Source organism: Amycolatopsis rubida, assembly GCF_900115345.1.
Taxonomy (GTDB): domain Bacteria; phylum Actinomycetota; class Actinomycetes; order Mycobacteriales; family Pseudonocardiaceae; genus Amycolatopsis; species Amycolatopsis rubida.
In genome coordinates, this window is sequence record NZ_FOWC01000001.1 from 1,718,880 (window position 1) to 1,734,257 (window position 15,378).

Sequence of the window (15,378 nt, forward strand, 5' to 3'; positions counted from 1 at the left end):
GTCGCATTCACCGCGGATTCGCGAGCCGCCAGAACGGGGAAACCGGGCCGACGCCGGCACCGAGCGGATACGCCTCCATAACGCAGCGTTCGATGAACCGCTTCGCCTCCGCGACCGCGGTGGGCACGTCCGCGCCCTTCGCGAGCGACGAGGTGATCGCGGACGCCATGGTGTCGCCGCCGCCGTGGGTGTTTTCCGTGTCGATGCGCGGTCCGCTCAGCTCGATTATCGCCGAACCGTCGGTGAGCAGGTCGACGCAGTCGGCGGTGTCGCAGAGGTGTCCGCCCTTGACCAGAACCCACTGGGAACCGAACTCCAGCAACGCTTCCGCGGCCGTGCGCTGACTCGCCGCGTCGGTAACGCTGACGCCGGTCAGCAGCCGGACCTCGTCGAGATTCGGCGTGATGAGCGTGGCGCGCGGGAACAGTTCCGTCCGGATCGCTTCCAGTGCTTCTTCGCGCAGCAGCGCGTGGCCGGTCATCGACGCGGCCACCGGGTCGACCACGAACGGCGTGTCCATTGTGCGTCCAATGTGGACTTCATCCAGCGTTTTCGCCACCGACTGAATGATTTCCGCGGTGGCGAGCATGCCGGTCTTCGCCGCGTCGACTCCCATGTCCTCGGCGACCGCTTTGATCTGCGCGGTGACGACGTCGACCGGGATCTCGGAGAACCCTTGCACGCCAAGCGAATTCTGCACGGTAACGGCGGTGAGTGCGACCAGTCCGTGCACTCCATTGGCGAAGAACGTGCGCAGGTCCGCCTGCACGCCCGCACCACCGCCGGAATCGGAGCCGGCGATGGTGAGGGCGGTACGCGGGGTGACAGTCACTGGTTGACCACGGGCAGGTAGACCTTGTTGCCTTGCTCGGAAAACTCCGCGGACTTCTCGGCCATGCCCGCCTCGATCGCCTCCACAGAGGACAGACCGTGCTCCTCGGCGTACTTGCGCACGTCCTGGGTGATCCGCATCGAGCAGAACTTCGGCCCGCACATCGAGCAGAAGTGCGCGGTCTTCGCCGGCTCCGCGGGGAGCGTCTCGTCGTGGAAGGACCGCGCGGTGTCCGGGTCGAGCGACAGGTTGAACTGGTCGTTCCACCGGAATTCGAAGCGGGCCTTGGACAATTCGTCGTCCCAGTCCTGCGCGTACTGGTGGCCCTTGGCGAGGTCGGCGGCGTGTGCGGCGATCTTGTAGGTGATCACGCCGGTCTTCACGTCGTCGCGGTTGGGCAGGCCGAGATGCTCCTTCGGCGTGACGTAGCACAGCATCGCCGTGCCGTACCAGCCGATCTGCGCCGCACCGATCGCCGAGGTGATGTGGTCGTACGCCGGGGCGATGTCCGTGGCGAGCGGGCCGAGCGTGTAGAACGGGGCCTCGCCGGTGAGCTTTTCCTCCAGCTCCACGTTTTCCTTGATCTTGTGCATCGGCACGTGGCCGGGGCCTTCGATCATCACCTGCACGTCGTGCTCGCGCGCGATGTGCGTCAGCTCGCCGAGGGTTTCCAGTTCGGCGAACTGGGCGCGGTCGTTGGCGTCCGCGATCGAGCCGGGACGGAGGCCGTCGCCGAGGGAGAACGTGACGTCGTACTCGCGCAGGATCTCGCACAGCTCGGAGAAATGCGTGTACAGGAAGGATTCCTGGTGGTGCGCGAGGCACCAGGCGGCCATGATCGACCCGCCGCGGCTGACGATGCCAGTGACCCGGCGCGCGGTGAGCGGGATGTAGCGCAGCAGCACGCCCGCGTGCACCGTCACGTAGTCGACGCCCTGCTCGCACTGCTCGACGATGGTGTCGCGGTAGATCTCCCAGGTGAGCTTTTCCGGCTCCCCGTTGACCTTTTCCAGCGCCTGGTAGATCGGCACGGTGCCGACCGGTACCGGCGAGTTGCGGATGATCCACTCGCGCGTCTCGTGAATCCGCTTGCCGGTGGAGAGGTCCATGATGGTGTCCGCACCCCAGCGGGTGGCCCACACCATCTTGTCGACCTCTTCCTCCACAGAGGACCAGACGGCCGAGTTTCCCATGTTGGCGTTGATCTTCACCAGGAAGTTCTTGCCGATGATCATCGGCTCGGTCTCCGGATGCTTGCGGTTGACCGGAATCACCGCACGACCGCGGGCGACCTCGTCCCGCACGAACTCCGGCGTGCAGCGTTCGCGCGCGGCGATGAACTCCATTTCCCGGGTGACCACCCCGGCTTTGGCCCAGCCCAGCTGGGTGCCCGGCTCCCGCCCGTCAGCCCAGCCGGAGCGGAGCGGGTGCAGTCCATTGTGGACATCGATGTTCGCGTCCGGATCGGTGTAGGGCCCGGACGTGTCGTACACGTCGAAATGCTCCCCGTTCGACAGGTCGATCCGCCGCGCCGGAACCCGCAGTCCGGATTCGGTGCGGTGATAGACCTTGTGCGAGCCGGTGATCGGCCCGGTGGTGACGGACGGGGCGATGGCACCCTGGTTTTCCAGCGTCGTCAACGACGTTCACTCCCTACGCCGGCATTACCCGGTCAGGTTCATGCGGTCGGTGACGCCGGGTGTCCGCGAGATGGACACCAGCCACCCTCTCAGCCCGCCAAGGCGCGAGCTCCCGCGTTGCATTCGGTTGAGGTTGCCCGTCCGACGATGCCATGGCGCCTTGGTCGGGCACAAGGGTTGTGTTTGATTGCCCAGTGCGGCGCCGTGTTTGATTGCCCCGGCTCCGCGGGGGTGCCCGAGACCGCCGGGGAGCTGATTTCTTCCCTCGCTCAGTCCAGAAACCAGCGCGATCTCGGGGTTGTGGTCAAGCGGGTCAGGCGTCTGCCGGTTCCTTCGGCGGCAGCCAGGTCAGGCCGGGCACGCCCCACTTGTTCTTCTTCAGCATCTTCTTCGCCGCGCGCGCGTGGCGGCCGACGAGCCGGTCGAGGTAAATGAACCCGTCGAGGTGATCGGTCTCATGCTGAAGGCACCGCGCGAAGTAGCCGGTGCCCTCGACCTCGATCGGATTCCCCTCGACGTCGAAGCCGGTCACCTTCGCCCACGTGGCGCGCCCGGTCGGGTACGACTCGCCGGGGGCGGACAGGCAGCCCTCCCAGTCGTCGTCCGGGTCCGGCATGGTCTCCGGGATCGCGGAGGTCTCCAGCTTCGGGTTGACCACCACGCCCTTGTGCTCGACGCCCTCGTCGTCCGGGCAGTCGTATACGAACACCCGCAGGTCGAGCCCGATCTGGTTGGCCGCGAGGCCCACGCCCTCGGCCGCGTACATGGTCTCGAACATGTCCTCGACGAGAGTGGCGAGTTTGTCGTCGAACTCGGTGATCTCGCGCGTGGGCTGGTGCAGCACGGGTTCGCCGGCGATGCAGATGGGGTGGACGGTCACGGACGCCGAGTTTAGTCGGACCCTTCTGCTACACCTGGATCGGACCGTGACGCGCCGGGTCGGATGCCCATGTCGAGCATGGGTTCCGTGGTTCAATGACGCCCGCGGAAGGACTGCCGACACCGATTGCGAGGACCGCATGGACGCCGCGGAGTCGATGGCTGGAGACCAGCCGTCGCCGCCGGAGAATGTCGGTGGCCTGACCGAACGCGAACTGGACATTCTCGCGTTCGAGCGGCAGTGGTGGCGCCACGCCGGGGCGAAGGAGAACGCCATCCGGGAGCGCTTCGGACTGTCCTCCACCCGTTACTACCAGTTGCTGAACACGCTGCTGGCCAAGCCGGAGGCGGTCGCGGCCGATCCGATGCTGGTCAAGCGGCTGCGCAAAACGCGCGCCGCCCGTCAGCGCAAACGCGGGGCCCGGCGGTTGGGGATCGAGCTGTCATGAGCGTCTTCTCAGGACTGTCCCGGCCGTTGAAGGCCGCGGGCGTCGCGCTGATCGGGGTCGCGGTCGTCGCCGCCGTCATCGGCGGGGTCACCGTGCTCAACACGGGCGGAGACCAGAACGCCGGGCCGAGCACGTCCGGCGAGCCCACCGCGCCCGGCAGCTCGTCTTCCGCGCCGTCGTCCTCCTCCTCGGCACCCAGCTCCGCGCCGTCGTCGCCCGCTTCGTCGGCGCCGCCCTCGTCGTCCGCCGCTTCCTCGGCCCCGGCGTCGAGCCAGCCAGGGCAGCCCGGCGGCCAGCCGGGCCAGCAGCCAGGACAGCCGGGCCAGGCGGGCCCGGACCAGCAGGCCTCGAACAAGTGGGTCACCCTGCGGGTCTACAACAACTCGCTGGTCAAGCACCTCGCCGAACAGGCCGCCGCCGATTTCCGCGGTTCGGGTTGGAACGTCGCCGAGGTCGGCAACTACGCGCAGGGCACCATCCCGGCGACCACGGCCTACTTCCGGCCGGGCACCGACGAGGAGGCCGCCGCGAAGCAGCTGGCCAAGGAGTTCGGCTTCCAGGCCCAGCCCCGGTTCGACGGGATCCAGAACTCGAGCCCTGGCGTGATAGTGATCATCACGAAGGACTACCAGCCCGGCGGTCACCAGGGCAGCTGACCCGGTTCGCGACAGCCCGCGCTACGGCGCGGGCTTTGTCGTGTGCGGGGCGCGGCGGGCGTTGTCCGGCGGGTGGGCACCGCGGCGGTAGCGAGATCTCGTGCGTGTTGATCACGGTTCTAACCGCGATCAACACGCACGACCTCAACGCTCCTGCTGCGCCTGCGCGTAAGCCTCCAGCGTCGCCAGCTGCGCGGCGTCCAGCGAAGGCCGCACCGCCTCGCGTGCCTTGCCCAGATGCGCCGCGGTCACCTCGCGTGCCTCCAGCGACTCGCGCATCGCGGTCAGCGCCGCCTCCCGGATCAGCGCGGCGCAGTCGGCGGCCGAGTAGCCCTCCAGCGCCTCCGCGGTGGCCGCGAGGTCCACATCGGACGCCAGCGGGGTGTGCTTGGCCGTCGCGGCGAGGATCGCGGCGCGGGATTCGGCGTCCGGCGGCGGGACGTAGATCCGCCGCTCCAGCCGTCCGGGACGCAGCAGGGCCGGGTCGACCAGTTCGGGCCGGTTGGTCGCGCCCAGTACGACGACCTCGCGCATCGGCTCGACGCCGTCCAGTTCGGTGAGCAGCGCGGCGACCACGCGGTCGGCCACGCCGGAGTCGGACGACTGGCCGCGGCGCGGGGCGAGCGCGTCGATCTCGTCGAGGAAGATCAGCGAGGGGGCGGCGTCGGCGGCCCGGCGGAAAAGGTCGCGGACCGCGCGTTCCGATTCGCCGACCCACTTGTCCAGCAGTTCCGCGCCCTTGATCGCGAACACGTTGAGCGCGCCGGTGCCGGCGAGCGCCCGGACCAGGAAGGTCTTGCCGCCGCCGGGCGGGCCGTAGAGCAGCACGCCGCGCGGCGGTTCGACGCCGAGCCGGGCGAACGAGTCCGGATAGCGCAGCGGCCACAGCACGGTTTCGGTGAGCGCTTCCTTGACCGACGTCATGTTGCCGACGTCGTCGAGCGTCAGGCCGCCGGTGGCGAGGTTGTCCGAAGTGGACAGCGAGATCGGCCGGACGGTGGCCAGCGCGTCGAGCAGGTCCTGCTGGGAGATCTTGGGTTCGTCCACGTCCCGCTGCCGCAGCGCGGCCCGCAATGCCGCGTCCCGGCGCAGGGCGAGCAGGTCGGCGGCGGCGAAACCGGGTGTTCGTTCGGCGAGCACGCCCAGGTCGGCACCGGATTCGACCGGTACGTCGCGGAGCAGGATCCGCAGCAGCTCGACGCGGGTTTTGGCCTCCGGAAGCGGCAAGCCCAGCTCTCGGTCGAGCAGGTCGGCCCCGCGCAGCCGCGGATCCACCGACTCGGCCCGCGCGGTCGTAGCCACCACAGCCAGCCCGTCCCGGCGCAGCGCGGCGCGCAGTTCTTCCAGGACCACCGTGGCTACTGGCGGCGGCTGGGTGGCCGGGAGCAGTGCGTCGATGTCGTTGATCAGCAGCACGCCGGGACCGTCGCCGTCCGCGGCGCGATCGATGGCCGCACGCAGTGAACGGTGTGCCGCGTTCGGTTCCAGCACCGCGATATTCGGCGCGGTCACCGACACCACGCGCACCTTCTCCGCGGCGGCGACCGACCGCACCAGCGTCGCCTTGCCGACGCCTTCCGGTCCCGACAGCAGCACGCCCAGATGCGCGGAAGTGCCCAGCTTCGCCAGCAGCTCCGGCCGGTGGAACGCCAGATCGAACCACTCGGCCAGCTTCCGTGCCGCGCCCCCGGCGCCGACCAGATCGGCGACCGGCACCGGCTCGTCCAGCTCTTCCGCACGGGCCTCGGTGACGACCTCTTCGACTATCTCCGCTTCGAGGTAATCCTCGGCGGCGGTGACGGCAGTGGTGCGGACGAGCGCGGTCGCGGAGCGCGCCGGCGGTTCGCTGGTCGGGGTGCCAGTGCGGGCGCCGTCCCGCCAGCTGACCACAGTGGACGGTCCAACCACGACCACGCCAGCCGGTTCCGTCGCCGTGACGGTCAGCAGTTCGTTAGTCCAAGTCGCCCCGATCACCCGGGACAACTGCCCGCGCACAGCGGCGACGTCCGAGCCCGGCACCGGCGCGAGGTCTTGCGGCAACAGGGAAACCGCGTCCCCACGGGTCAGAACCTTTCCGGTGAGCGCGAGCCGCAATGTCTGCGGCGACACCGAAACCGACGCCAGCCGAGACCCGGACACGGTGACTGTCCGGGCAGCGGTCACCTCTGCCGGCGAGACCACGACCTCGCCGCCCTCCGCGACGCCGAGGTTCGACATGGTGACGTCATCGGTCAACACGACCCCCGGCGTCGCCTCCTCCGCGGCAGGCGCGGCCAAGGCGGCACTGCGCCGCGCTCCGGTGAGGTGCACGGCGTCCCAGGCCCGCAGGCCGAGCGCGTCGAGCACTTCCGGGTGCAGCCGGACAACCCCCCGCCGCGCGTCAAGCGCGGACGGCGTGTGCCGGACGGTCAGGGTGATCTGCGGGTCGCTCACGTTGCTCACCCTAATGAACCGATGGGCGGTTATGCGCGAACGAGCGGATCGCAGTTACTGCGTCGCGGACCAGTCGCGGATCGCGGCGACGAATGCCTCGGGCGCGTCGGACTCCACGTAAAGCCCTACGTCGTCGAGAGCCACGGTCTTGTGGTTCGGGAAGGACGCCTCCAGCCGTTCGCGTTCCCGGGGCCGGAAGCCGATGTGCGCGTTGCCCGACACGATCAGGACCGGCAGTTCGGCGAGGTCGGGAAGGCCCGCCTCCACCTCGGCGAAGAAGGACCGGCTGGCGAGAATCCGGCCGGGGAGCACGCCGGACGCCTGGCGTCGCTCGGGCGTGTCCATCGCGCGGCGGTAGTGGGCTGTCTCAGTTTCCGTTTTCGGTGACCCATCGGGAGGAACGCCTTGACGACAAGGTTGAGCTGCCGGGCCAGGAAGCGGATCGGAGGGCCGACGGCGATGCGGCCGAACGCCTCGAAGTACGGGTCGCCGTTGACCGAGCAGGCCCAGGCGTTGACGAGAACCAGCCGCTCGAAGACGCCCGCGCGGCGCTGCGCGGCGGCGAGGCCGATCGGACCGCCCCAGTCTTGCCCGACCAGGGTGACCTCGCTGAGTCCGAGCGCGTCCACGAACCCGGTGACCACGTCGGCGTGCTCCTCGGGCAGGTAACGGTAACCGGGCTTTGCCGTCGACAGCCCGAAGCCCGGGTAGTCGGGAGCGACGCACCGGAAGTCGTCGCACAGTGCGCGGATCACGTCGCGCCAGAGGAATGACCAGGTCGGATTGCCGTGCAGGAGCAGGAGGGTCGGACCGGATCCCTCGTCGACGTAATGCACGGTGTGCTCGTCGATGTCGACGAAGCGGCTCGTGAACGGGAACAGGTCGTCGTCGGCCCAGGCGGGCAGTGCGCACTCAGCCATGTCTGCCCCCTTGCCGCTATGCTTGAGGAAGACAAGCGTACTTGAGATTGTCAAGCAGAGGACAAGATGCGCAGCTACGGCCAGTACTGCGGGCTCGCCCGGTCCCTCGAAATCGTCGGCGACCGGTGGAATCTGCTCGTCGTCCGCCAGCTCCTGATCGGCCCCGCGCGCTACCGGGACCTGATCGACGGACTCCCCGGCATCGCGACCAACCTGCTCGCCGACCGGCTTCGCGATCTTGAAGCGGCGGGCGTGCTCGAACGGCGGCTGGCGGGCAAGGGCAGTGCGGTCGAGTACGCACTCACGTCGTGGGGCGCTCAGCTGCGCGAGCCGATCGAGAGCCTGATCCGCTGGTCCGCGCCAGTGATGGTCCGCGGCCAGGAGGGCGATTCCTTCCGTCCCGAATGGCTCGCGCTCGCCCTTCCCGCGCTGCTCGACGCCCGGGTCAAGGTCCGAGTCGCGGCGACCGTCTGCCTTGCCGTCGGCGGCCCGCCCTTCCAGCTCCGCGCGACACGGTCCGGCTTCGAGATCGGCCCGAATGACGGCCGCGATGCCGACGCCACCGTCCGCGCGGATCCGGCTTGCGTCCTCGGGCTTGCTGCGGGTGCTCTCACGCTCAACGACGCCCGGACCCTCGGGATGATCGAAATCGACGGTGCCGAGTCGGTGGTTCGGGCTGTGTTTGGCGCTTGAGCTACTGCTTCGCCCAGCCGTCGAAAGAAAGGATGTCGGCCACCTCCGGGCGGGCGGCGGGGGAGAACTCCTGCTGAGCCGAATAGGCCACCGCGAGCAGGCCGATCTGTGCGACATCCTCCGGCAGTCCGAGGATCCGCGCGACATCCGCCTCTCGTCCCCCGAGGTGGTAGCTGCACAGCGAACTGGCCAGCCCGTGCGTGCGCAGGGCTAGCTGGAAGCTCCAGATCGCCGGGTAGATCGAGCCGTAGTACGCGGAAAGCTCGGCCGCGCCCGTCGGCACCGGTCCCGGCATGCACGGCAGCACCAGCGCGGGTACCTGGTCGAGGTGCTCCACCAGGTGCCGAGCCGAGGCCGCCATCCGGTTGCCGACGAGATGCGCGTACTTCCGCCACGCTTCCTCTGCGGCCTCCCGTGTGACTGCCGCGATTTCCTTGCGTATCGCCGGATCGAGCACGACGACCCAGCGCTGGGCGGTGAGCAGGGAACCAGCGGCCGGGGCTTGCTGCGCGATCCGCAGGCAGTCCTCGAGCACGGCCTTCGGAACCGGCCGTTCGAAGTCGAGCTTTCGCCGGACGGAGCGGGTTGTGGTGAGCAAGGTGACGGCATCCACGGTGGGCCTCCCAGGCTGTGTGCTTACAGCGTAAGCGTACGGTGTAAGTACACAGCTGTCGAGGACTTACGCCGTAAGCTGGCGCGATGGTCCGGGAAACCTTGACGCGCGCGAAGGTGCTCGACGCGGCGCTCGCTTTCGTCGACCAGCACGGCATGGCCGCTCTGTCGATGCGCAAGCTCGCCGCGGAGCTGGGCGTGGAGGCGATGTCGCTCTACAACCACGTGCGGAACAAGGGCGATCTGCTGGACGGTCTCGTGGCCCGGATGTTCGAGGCGGTCCCGGTTCCCGAGCCGGTCGCGCCGTGGGACGCCCGGATCCGCGGCCTGGTCGAGGGGCTTTACGCGCAGTTCCGGCAGCATCCGGCGGTGCTGCGGACCCTGGTCGCGCAGCAGGCGAACCCGCGTTCGCCGGGGGCGTTGAAGGTGATCGACAGCATGCTCGGCGCCCTGCTGGACGCCGGACTGGACGACGTCGAAACCGTGCGCGCGTACCGGTCTCTGACCGGCCTCGCGTTCGGTGCCGCGCTCACCGAAGAAACCGGTCTCGCCGGGGCTCCGCTCGACCGTGCTGAGCCGGTCGACGATTGGTTCCGCCGCATGGCGACGCCCAGCACAACACCGAGTCTGCACCGCCTGTTGCCGGTGCTGACCGACGCGGATTGCCGGCAGGATTTCGAGACGCAGCTGGACTTGCTGGTGTCCGCGCTGGGAACGCGGAAGAGCTGAAGCTACCGGCGCCGAATGCCGATCCGGCGCCAGCTCCGTCGCCGCTGAGTAGGCCCGGACGTGGCCGAGCTGTGGTCCCGTTCGCGCAGATTCCGGCTTCGCACCAGGTCCGAGTTCGTCCGCCGCACCGCGCGCATCGCCGCACCGGCGACTCGGCCCGAGGCGGGACGCAACCGCAGTCGTCGGTGGCTGCGAGCCCGGCGGATCGCGCGGCGTTCGCGCGGCGGAACTTCCCAGGCCTCCGGGTGCGCGGCGAGCCAGCGGTGCCGGTAAACCGAGTACGGGATGTGCAGCAGGTACAGCACCAGCGCGACCGCCAGCGCCGCCAGCGGGAACACGATGATCGCGGCGGCCAGCAGGCCGACGCCCACCAGCAGCGGCGCGATCGCCTTCGCCGGGGCCTTGACCGTCTTCAGCGACAGCGTCGGGATGCGGCTGATCAGCAGCGCGGCGACGGCGATCGTCCAGACGAGGACCACGTACTGCTCGGACCACCAGCCCTCGCCCCACTGCAACGTGGCGATCAGCGGCAGCAACGCGACCAGCCCGCCGGCCGGCGCGGGCACGCCGACGAAGAACTCGGCGGCGTAGGGGGGCTGGTCGGTGTCGTCGAGCAGCGTGTTGAAGCGGGCGAGCCGCAGGATCATGCAGACCGCGAAGATCAGCGACGCGACCCAGCCGATGCGGTCGCCGTGCGCCTGCCAGACGTAGAGCACCAGCGCGGGCGCGACGCCGAACGAGATGCCGTCGGACAGCGAGTCGAGCTCGGCTCCCATTTTGGACGTCGCGTCGAGCAGCCGGGCGATGCGGCCGTCGAGGCTGTCGAGGACGGCGGCGATGCCGATCGAGCCGATCGCCATGGCGTAGTTGCCGGTGAGGGCGAACTGCACCGAAGAGAGTCCGGCGCAGAGCGCGAGCACGGTGATCGCGTTCGGCAGCAGCCGGACGCCCGGGGTGGTCACGCGGACCATGGTCAGCTTTCTCCCTGCGCGGGAAGTTCGGCGAGCACGGTTTCGCCGCCGACGGTCCGCTGGCCCTTGGCCACCACGACCCGGCTGCCCGGCGGCAGGTAAGTGTCGACGCGCGAGCCGAAGCGGATGATGCCGTAGGTCTCGCCAGCGGACACCTTCTCGCCCTCGCGGACGTCGCACCGGATGCGGCGCGCGACCAGCCCGGCGATCTGCACGACGACGAGCTCGTGACCGTCGGCAGTGTGCAGCACCAGCGAATTGCGCTCGTTGACCTCGCTCGCCTTGTCGAGGTCCGCGGAAAGGAACTTGCCCGGCTTGTACGCCACCTTCGAGATCACGCCCGCCGCCGGCGTGCGCTGGACGTGCACGTCGTAGACCGAAAGGAACACGCTCACCCGCATCCGCGGTTCGGCGGGAAGGCCGAGCTCGGCGGGCGGGACCGCTTCCTCGATGAGCGAGACGGTGCCGTCGGCGGCCGAGATCGCGACGTTGTCCCGGACTGGGGGCACGCGCTTGGGCTCGCGGAAGAACGCCGTCATGCCCGCGGTGGCGAGCGCGCCGACCACGCCGAGGCGCTTGGAGAACCGGCGCAGCACGAATGTCGCGGCGAGGCCGCCAAGGAGGAACGGCCGTCCTGCCGGGTGCATCGGCGGGAACGTCTCGCGGGCCAGCTGGACAGCGTGCGCGAGGGGGTTACCGGTGGGCTGGCCGCTCATGGGTCGAGTTCCCCGCTGTTCGTCTCGGTCGGTGTAAGGGTCCGATTTGGGCTTCCCCACGCTACCGCCCGCCTGCGGCGGACCCGGCGGCCCCTGGTCGTAAGGGTTGCCCCGCCGCAGGTGGGCGCGACCACAAAGCGGTAACGACGCGTCGAACAATCCGATAACACCGGGTAGTTGACGCCGCTCGGGACCGGTGCCCGGGCCGACCTGGCGAGGCTGACGATGGCGGTACCCGATCTGCTCGCGCGGCTGTTGCGCGACTGGCGCCGGGATGTCCTTTCGGTGCCCGTTCCCCAGCTCGTCGACCCGGTGCACGCTGTTCGGCTCGTGCGAGACGCGACCCGGGTGCATGCGTCCCCCGACGATGCACGCACCCGGGCGCGGAACGGATCAGTTTAGCCCGCGGCCCAGGTGTTCTGACAGATCGTCGGGAAACTGTTACCAACGGTCACGATCGCGCCGGCTCGCGGTCGCGGCGCTGACCAGCCGCAGCACGAGCAGCAGCACGATCGCGCCGAGGATGGCGACGCCGAAGCTCGGGAAATCGAACTCGAAGTGTTGCTGCTCACCGGTCGCGAGCCGGTAGATGAAGCCGCCGAGGGCCGCTCCGACCACGCCGACCAGCACGCTGACCAGGCAGCCCTGCCGCTGCCGTTCCCGGCCGCCGACCACGAGGTTCGCGATCCAGCCGACCAGCGCGCCGAAGACGATCCACAGGATGATGCCCATGCCCGCGAGGATACCTGCGGGCTATTGTACAAGAGTTCTTGTACAACTACTCTTGTGCATCATGGAGGTCCGTGATTCCCAGGTGCTGGCCGCGATGTCGCATCCGCTGCGCCGCCGCCTGCTGGACATGCTGAAACTCGACGGCCCGGCCACCGCGTCGGTGCTGGCGGAGAAAACCGGGCAGGCGGTGGGCAACGTGAGCCACCACCTCAAGGTGCTTTCCGGGGCAGGCTTGGTGGTCGAAGCGCCGGAGCTGGCACGGGACCGGCGGGAACGGTGGTGGCGGCGTCCTTCGGGCACGTTGTCGTGGGCCACTTCGGACTTTGCCGGAGATCCGGTGGCGGAGGTCGCGGAGACGGTGAGCCTCGATCGGCAGATGACGTTGTCGCGGGGCTGGCTTTCGGAAATGGAGACGGCTCCGCAGGAATGGCGCGACGCGTGGTTCTCTTCCGATGCGTGGATGCGGTTGACGCCTGCGGAGCTGGCAGAGCTGAACGATCGGGTCTCCGCGCTGTTTGCGGAATTCGGTGCTAAGGCGGCAGCGGATCCTGCGACGGAACGGGAGCCGGTCTTCGTGTTTGGGCGCGGTTTCAGAGCGCAGCCGTGAGGGGCACCGCGTTCCGTCTCTTGTGGACTGGACAGACGGTCAGCACGGTCGGCGGCGCGGTCGCCAGTGCGTCGGTTCCGTTGGTGGCTTTGCTGGTGCTGCATGCCTCAACGTTCGAGGTTGCTTCGCTGACTGCGGCGGCTTGGATTCCCTGGCTCGCGGTGGGTTTGCCTGCTGGTGCCTGGGTCGACCGGTGGCCTAAGCGGCGGGTGATGCTGGTCTGCGACGTCATCCAGATGGCAGCCTTCCTCGCGGTGCCTTTTTCGTGGGCTTTGGGTTTTCTTTCTTTTGCGATGCTGTTGGCCGCGGCTTTGCTCGGCGGCTTCGCCAAGGTGTTCTTTTCCCTTGCCTATCGGGCTTTCCTTCCGTCTGTTGTGGACGATGCTGACTTGTTGGGGGCCAACGTCCGGCTCCAAGGCGCGGAATCGGCGGCACAAGTGGGCGGACCGGGTCTGGCCGGACTGCTGGCTTCGGCGTTCGGGCCGGTCAGCGGTGTAGTCGTGGATGCGTTGAGCTTCGGTTTTTCCGCACTGTGCCTGGGTTTCCTGCGCGCCGACGAGCCGCCTCCGCGCCCGCGAACACGTTTGCGCACCGAAATCGCCGAAGGAATGCGAATCGTGGCGCGGGACCCTTACCTGCGAGTCTTGGTCCTCTCCGGCGGGGTCGCGAACCTGGCCCTGAACGGCTTTTACGCGGTGGCAGTGGTCTTCCTGGTCGACGATCTGGGCCAGGGCCCGGGTGTCGTCGGACTTGTGCTCGCGCTGGCCGAGGTAGGCGGGGTGCTGGGCGCGACGCTGGTGAGCCGGGTCGCCCGACGGACCGGCACGGCTTGGGGTTTCCTGTGGTGCGAGGCGCTGGTGGCACCCGCGATGCTGCTCGGCCCGCTGGCCCGGCCTGGGTGGGGTTTGACACTGTTCGTCCTCGCCGGAGCGGGCATCGCGGCGGGCGTGGTGGGGTCGAACGTGCTGGGCGCGACCTTTCGGCAGCGGTACTGCCCGCGTCATCTCTACGGCCGGATCAGCGCGAGCTCGTCGATGGTCAACTACGGCACGATCCCGCTGGGCGCCCTGGTGGGCGGAGCACTCGGGCAAGCGGCCGGGGTGCGGGTGGCGATGTTCGCGATGGTGGGCGTTCAGCTGGCGTCGCTGGGGGTGCTGCTGATGGGGCCGTTGCGACGGGAGCGGGACTTTCCCCAAGTCGTGCTTGCTGTGGACAACCCGCTGACGCAGAACTAAAGCAGCAGCACCTCGACCTCATCCCCCTCCGAAGCCGCCGAAACCTCCTCCGGCAGCACGATCAAGCAATTCGCCTGCGTAAACGCCGCCAGCAAATGCGACCCCGGCCCGCCGCGCGGCCCGACCACCCCGGTCACCTCGCCGAGCACCGGCGTGAAGAACCCCCGCCGGAACTGCCGCCGCCCAGCCGGGGAAGTCATGTCCTCGGTCAACCGGGCCCGCACCCGCCGGCGGTCCACGTCCGAATGGCCCATCGCCGACAGCACCGCCGGGCGCAGGAACGCTTCGAACGACACCAGCACACTCACCGGATTCCCCGGCAGCGTCACCACCGGCACGCCGTTCCACCGGCCGCATCCCTGCGGCCCGCCCGGTTGCATCGCGACTTTCCGGAATTCCACGCCTTGCCCGGTCAGCGCGTCCTTCACCACTTCGTACGCGCCCGCCGACACCCCGCCCGACGTGATCAGCAGGTCCGCCGACTCCAGCCGTGGTTCGATGATCTCGCGGAATTCCGCCACGTCGTCGACCACGCTGCGCACGACCTCGACCCGGCAGCCGAGCTCCCGCAGCGCCGCCGCCAGCATCACGCTGTTCGACTCGTAGATTTGCCCGTGCTGCAACGGGTTCGGGGCTTCCACCAGCTCCGTTCCGGTCGACACCACCAGCACCGACAGCGGCCGGTACACCGCCAACTCCGCCAAGCCGACCGCCGCGGCGAGGCCGAGGTGCGCATGGCTCAGCACCGTGCCCGCGTGCAGCGCCATGGTCCCCTCGGTGACATCCTCGCCACTCCGGCGGATGTGGTTGCCGACAGAGGCCGCGCGGGAGATCCGGACTTCCGAGGTGCCGCGGTCGGTGTCCTCGACCATCACGATCGCGTCCGCGCCCGGCGGCAGCGGCGCGCCGGTCATGATCCGCTGAGCGGTACCCGGTTCGAGCGGTTCGACGTCGACCCGGCCCGCCGGGATGTCGTCGGCGACGGGGAGCGTCACCGGCACCTCGGCGACGTCCGCGGCGCGCACGGCGTACCCGTCCATCGCGGAGTTGTCGAACGGCGGCAGCGCCACCCCGGCGCGCACGTCGCGGGCCAGGACGAGCCCGGCCGCTTCGGCGACTGGAACAGTACGAACGGGCGCGTGGCCGAGCAGTTCGGTCACGGTCTCGCGGTAGACGTCGACGGAGATCACGCGGACCATCCTCCCTCTTGCTGCCCGTCGTGCAACACTCTCCCGGCACAAGCCGGGGAGTACGGGGAGAATTCTGATGCAGTT

The 15,378-nt window shown here is 69.2% G+C and carries 17 protein-coding genes; 6 read left to right on the top strand and 11 right to left on the bottom strand.

Features of this window, described 5'->3' with window-relative positions:
- Positions 1-7 precede the first annotated feature (7 nt).
- From thiD to BM362_RS08480, 3 genes are all read right to left on the bottom strand, one after another.
- Positions 8-832 carry a bifunctional hydroxymethylpyrimidine kinase/phosphomethylpyrimidine kinase gene (gene thiD, locus BM362_RS08470; RefSeq protein WP_093572634.1) on the bottom strand — a complete coding sequence of 275 codons (825 nt, stop codon included), beginning with the start codon at positions 830-832 and terminating at the stop codon, positions 8-10.
- Complete coding sequence (thiC, locus tag BM362_RS08475; protein ID WP_167545228.1) at positions 829-2,472, bottom strand: phosphomethylpyrimidine synthase ThiC; 1,644 nt, start codon at positions 2,470-2,472, stop codon at positions 829-831. Before thiC ends, thiD begins: the two co-directional genes overlap by 4 nt.
- Positions 2,473-2,785: 313 nt before the next feature.
- Positions 2,786-3,352 carry a peptide deformylase gene (locus BM362_RS08480; protein WP_067579731.1) on the bottom strand — a complete coding sequence of 189 codons (567 nt, stop codon included), beginning with the start codon at positions 3,350-3,352 and terminating at the stop codon, positions 2,786-2,788.
- A gap of 139 nt (positions 3,353-3,491) precedes the next feature.
- Here BM362_RS08480 and BM362_RS08485 point away from each other — a divergent pair, with 139 nt between their 5' ends.
- Positions 3,492-3,800 (top strand): DUF3263 domain-containing protein, encoded by a 309-nt coding sequence (locus tag BM362_RS08485; protein WP_067579729.1) that lies wholly within the window; start codon positions 3,492-3,494, stop codon positions 3,798-3,800.
- Positions 3,797-4,456, top strand: coding sequence for a LytR C-terminal domain-containing protein (locus tag BM362_RS08490; protein WP_093572635.1), 660 nt, complete (start codon positions 3,797-3,799; stop codon positions 4,454-4,456). Before BM362_RS08485 ends, BM362_RS08490 begins: the two co-directional genes overlap by 4 nt.
- A 144-nt stretch (positions 4,457-4,600) precedes the next feature.
- On the opposite strand, the gene BM362_RS08495 is transcribed toward BM362_RS08490, so the two are convergent.
- The 3 genes from BM362_RS08495 to BM362_RS08500 are packed head-to-tail and all read right to left on the bottom strand — an operon-like array spanning position 4,601 to position 7,809.
- Positions 4,601-6,889, bottom strand: a complete 2,289-nt coding sequence (locus tag BM362_RS08495; protein WP_093572636.1) for an AAA family ATPase — start codon at positions 6,887-6,889, stop codon at positions 4,601-4,603.
- Between the two features lie 54 nt (positions 6,890-6,943).
- Positions 6,944-7,156 (bottom strand): alpha/beta fold hydrolase, encoded by a 213-nt coding sequence (locus tag BM362_RS48750; RefSeq protein ID WP_244287065.1) that lies wholly within the window; start codon positions 7,154-7,156, stop codon positions 6,944-6,946.
- Positions 7,114-7,809, bottom strand: coding sequence for an alpha/beta fold hydrolase (locus BM362_RS08500; RefSeq protein WP_244287066.1), 696 nt, complete (start codon positions 7,807-7,809; stop codon positions 7,114-7,116). Before BM362_RS08500 ends, BM362_RS48750 begins: the two co-directional genes overlap by 43 nt.
- Before the next feature lie 66 nt (positions 7,810-7,875).
- Between BM362_RS08500 and BM362_RS08505 the strand changes: the two genes are divergently transcribed.
- A complete protein-coding gene (locus BM362_RS08505; protein ID WP_093572637.1) occupies positions 7,876-8,502 on the top strand; it encodes a winged helix-turn-helix transcriptional regulator in 627 nt (208 codons plus the stop codon).
- Position 8,503: 1 nt separating this feature from the next.
- Here BM362_RS08505 and BM362_RS08510 read toward each other — a convergent pair whose 3' ends face one another.
- On the bottom strand, positions 8,504-9,115 hold the full coding sequence (locus tag BM362_RS08510) for a nitroreductase family protein (RefSeq protein WP_093572638.1): 612 nt from the start codon (positions 9,113-9,115) through the stop codon (positions 8,504-8,506).
- 86 nt (positions 9,116-9,201) lie between these two features.
- On the opposite strand from BM362_RS08510, the gene BM362_RS08515 reads away from it, so the two are divergent.
- Positions 9,202-9,843 (top strand): TetR/AcrR family transcriptional regulator, encoded by a 642-nt coding sequence (locus tag BM362_RS08515; protein WP_093572639.1) that lies wholly within the window; start codon positions 9,202-9,204, stop codon positions 9,841-9,843.
- 2 nt (positions 9,844-9,845) lie between these two features.
- Here BM362_RS08515 and pssA read toward each other — a convergent pair whose 3' ends face one another.
- The 3 genes from pssA to BM362_RS08535 form a co-directional block, all read right to left on the bottom strand.
- Positions 9,846-10,814 carry a CDP-diacylglycerol--serine O-phosphatidyltransferase gene (pssA, locus tag BM362_RS08520; RefSeq protein ID WP_067579721.1) on the bottom strand — a complete coding sequence of 323 codons (969 nt, stop codon included), beginning with the start codon at positions 10,812-10,814 and terminating at the stop codon, positions 9,846-9,848.
- 2 nt (positions 10,815-10,816) lie between these two features.
- Positions 10,817-11,530, bottom strand: coding sequence for a phosphatidylserine decarboxylase (locus tag BM362_RS08525; RefSeq protein WP_093572640.1), 714 nt, complete (start codon positions 11,528-11,530; stop codon positions 10,817-10,819).
- Between the two features lie 441 nt (positions 11,531-11,971).
- The gene (locus BM362_RS08535; RefSeq protein ID WP_037807900.1) at positions 11,972-12,262 is read right to left on the bottom strand and encodes a GlsB/YeaQ/YmgE family stress response membrane protein; all 291 of its coding nucleotides are present in this window, start codon (positions 12,260-12,262) and stop codon (positions 11,972-11,974) included.
- On the opposite strand from BM362_RS08535, the gene BM362_RS08540 reads away from it, so the two are divergent.
- Together BM362_RS08540 and BM362_RS08545 are read left to right on the top strand one after the other, a co-directional pair.
- Positions 12,252-12,869: an ArsR/SmtB family transcription factor gene (locus BM362_RS08540; protein WP_425285687.1), complete on the top strand. Its 618-nt coding sequence runs from the start codon at positions 12,252-12,254 to the stop codon at positions 12,867-12,869. The genes BM362_RS08535 and BM362_RS08540 overlap by 11 nt on opposite strands.
- Positions 12,866-14,104, top strand: coding sequence for an MFS transporter (locus BM362_RS08545; protein ID WP_093572642.1), 1,239 nt, complete (start codon positions 12,866-12,868; stop codon positions 14,102-14,104). The genes BM362_RS08540 and BM362_RS08545 overlap by 4 nt, the downstream gene beginning before the upstream one ends.
- On the opposite strand, the gene moeA is transcribed toward BM362_RS08545, so the two are convergent.
- On the bottom strand, positions 14,101-15,294 hold the full coding sequence (gene moeA / locus BM362_RS08550; protein WP_093572791.1) for a molybdopterin molybdotransferase MoeA: 1,194 nt from the start codon (positions 15,292-15,294) through the stop codon (positions 14,101-14,103). The genes BM362_RS08545 and moeA overlap by 4 nt on opposite strands.
- Between the last annotated feature and the right edge of the window lie 84 nt (positions 15,295-15,378).

Excerpts from the sequence above, each read along its gene's own strand:
- BM362_RS08485 (WP_067579729.1), top strand. The coding sequence starts at position 3,492 with ATGGACGCCGCGGAGTCGATGGCTGGAGACCAGCCGTCGCCGCCGGAG.
- BM362_RS08490 (WP_093572635.1), top strand. The coding sequence starts at position 3,797 with ATGAGCGTCTTCTCAGGACTGTCCCGGCCGTTGAAGGCCGCGGGCGTC.
- BM362_RS08500 (WP_244287066.1), bottom strand. The coding sequence starts at position 7,809 with ATGGCTGAGTGCGCACTGCCCGCCTGGGCCGACGACGACCTGTTCCCG.
- BM362_RS08505 (WP_093572637.1), top strand. The coding sequence starts at position 7,876 with ATGCGCAGCTACGGCCAGTACTGCGGGCTCGCCCGGTCCCTCGAAATC.
- BM362_RS08515 (WP_093572639.1), top strand. The coding sequence starts at position 9,202 with ATGGTCCGGGAAACCTTGACGCGCGCGAAGGTGCTCGACGCGGCGCTC.
- pssA (WP_067579721.1), bottom strand. The coding sequence starts at position 10,814 with ATGGTCCGCGTGACCACCCCGGGCGTCCGGCTGCTGCCGAACGCGATC.
- BM362_RS08525 (WP_093572640.1), bottom strand. The coding sequence starts at position 11,530 with ATGAGCGGCCAGCCCACCGGTAACCCCCTCGCGCACGCTGTCCAGCTG.
- BM362_RS08540 (WP_425285687.1), top strand. The coding sequence starts at position 12,252 with ATGATGCCCATGCCCGCGAGGATACCTGCGGGCTATTGTACAAGAGTT.
- BM362_RS08535 (WP_037807900.1), bottom strand. The coding sequence starts at position 12,262 with ATGGGCATCATCCTGTGGATCGTCTTCGGCGCGCTGGTCGGCTGGATC.